Origin of the sequence: Aeromonas sp. HMWF014 (assembly GCF_963878295.1) — a bacterium.
Taxonomy (GTDB): domain Bacteria; phylum Pseudomonadota; class Gammaproteobacteria; order Enterobacterales; family Aeromonadaceae; genus Aeromonas; species Aeromonas popoffii.
In genome coordinates this window covers 30845-32688 of the sequence record NZ_CAWNYS010000199.1, presented here as the reverse complement: position 1 = coordinate 32688, position 1844 = coordinate 30845, and the positions used below count along the sequence as shown (strand labels likewise).

Here is a 1844-nt window from a genome sequence, read left to right as displayed (position 1 = left end):
GATCAGCGCAGCGAGTGGAGTCAGTTGTTTGCCCACTACCGGATCAAGCTGGCCGAACTGCTGCTGCTGGCCATCGGCCTGGTGGCCCTGCTGCTCTGGCGGCGGATGGGGGCAGCCAGGGCGTCCCGGGTGCTGCTGGTCAACCTGATTGCTCTCGCCATGGGGCTGGCACTGCTCGCCGCCTGCGGCCAGCCGCTCACCCTGTTTGGTGTGCTGGCGCTCAGCCTCATCTTCGGCATCGGCATCGACTACGGTCTCTTCTTTGCCCACTGTGGCAACGAACTTGCGCGGCAGAGTTCCACCCTGCTCGCCATCCTGCTGGCAAACCTCACCACCCAGCTGGCGTTCGGCTTGCTGGCGCTGAGTCACACCCCCGCCATAGCGGGCTTTGGTCTGGTGTTGAGCGGCGGTATCTTTACTGCCTTCCTTTTGTCGCCTCTGGTGCTGGACCGGGTACGACTGCCGCTGCCAGGGCAGGATAGTCGGGAGCCAACATTGCAATGAGATCACTGTTTGTATTACTCATATTTTTGCTGGGGGGCTGCAGCAGCCCGCCTGCCCCCACCACCTATCTCGACAAGGGCAGCGTCATGGCGCTGCCAGCCCCTGTGCTTGCCACCCCCTTCTATCGCCAGCAGTTGCTGACGGCCACCGTGGGTGAGAGTTCCCATCAGCTGATGACTGTGCTGGAGGCCGATGGCAGCCAGTTGACCCTGGTCGGCCTGACCCCGAGCGGGGTGCGGCTGTTTCGGGTGCGTTACGATCAGCAGGGCATAGCGACTCAGCAGCTGAGCCCGCTGCTCGCCACCGGCATGCCGCCCGTGACCCAGGTGCTGGCGGATGTCATGCTCTGCTACTGGCCGCTGGCCAGCTGGCAGCCGCAGCTGCCGCCGGGCTGGACGCTGCGGGACGAAGGGCTGACGCGCCGGCTGCGCTCTCCCGATGGCGCCCTGGTCACCGAGATCGGGTACCAGGACAAGGGCGGCGTACGGGAGCCGGTCAGTCTGCAACAGCATGTATTTCACTACCGTTTGCAGCTGGAGACCCTGTCCCAATGAGTTGTTATATCGCGGCCTACGGCTTCATTTCGGCATTGGGGGAGGGCAGGGATGCCAGCGCCGAGGCCCTGCTGGCCTGGCAGGCAGAGGGGAGCACGCCGCTCACTCGCCACAACCAGACCTTGCTGGATGGTCGCCTGACCCCGGTGGGGCGGGTCGAGGGCGCTCTGCCGGAAATACCGGCGGCGTTGGCCCCTTATGCCTCGCGCAACAATCGCCTGCTGCTGGCGGTGCTGGCGCAGATCCGCCCCGCCCTGGACAAGGCGCTGGCGGAGTTTGGCCCTGCGCGGGTAGGCCTGGTGCTCGGCACCAGCACAGCCGGGATAGGCGAGGCCGAGCTGGCGATCGCCGCCGCCCGGCGGGGGGAGGCAATTCCCCCGGCCTTTGACTATCGCCAGCAGGAGCTGGGCTCTCCGTCCGAATTTCTGGCCCGTTATCTCGACATCTCCGGGCCTGCCTACACCCTCTCCACCGCCTGCTCTTCCAGCGCCCGCGCCTTCATCAGCGGTCAGCGGATGCTGGCGGCCGGACTGGTGGATGCGGTGATCGTCGGTGGCGCCGACAGCCTGTGCGGGCTGACTATCAACGGTTTTGACAGCCTGGAGTCCCTCAGTGGCACCCTCTGCCAGCCCTTCGACAACGGCCGCCAGGGGATCAACATAGGCGAGGGGGCCGCGCTGTTTCTGCTGAGCCGCACGCCTGCGCCGCTGGCGCTGCTGGGGGCGGGCGAGTCGTCCGATGCCTGGCATATCTCGGCCCCTCATCCGGATGGCGTGGGGGCCGAGG

At 66.5% G+C, this 1844-nt stretch carries 2 protein-coding genes and 1 pseudogene; all 3 read left to right on the top strand.

Translation table 11 applies throughout. The annotated features are described in order from the left end of the window. Positions 1-504 (top strand): annotated as a pseudogene (locus tag AAC083_RS08170) (MMPL family transporter); the annotation flags it as partial. Then, the gene (locus AAC083_RS08165) at positions 501-1058 is read left to right on the top strand and encodes a DUF3261 domain-containing protein (protein WP_042035725.1); all 558 of its coding nucleotides are present in this window, start codon (positions 501-503) and stop codon (positions 1056-1058) included. The pseudogene AAC083_RS08170 and the gene AAC083_RS08165, both read left to right, overlap by 4 nt. After that, positions 1055-1844 (top strand): beta-ketoacyl synthase N-terminal-like domain-containing protein (locus AAC083_RS08160; RefSeq protein ID WP_258224632.1); only part of this gene is annotated, 790 nt, incomplete at its 3' end. The genes AAC083_RS08165 and AAC083_RS08160, both read left to right, overlap by 4 nt.

Bases quoted from the DNA above. Each gene is read 5' to 3' on its own strand.
- AAC083_RS08165 (WP_042035725.1), top strand. From the start codon at position 501: ATGAGATCACTGTTTGTATTACTCATATTTTTGCTGGGGGGCTGCAGC.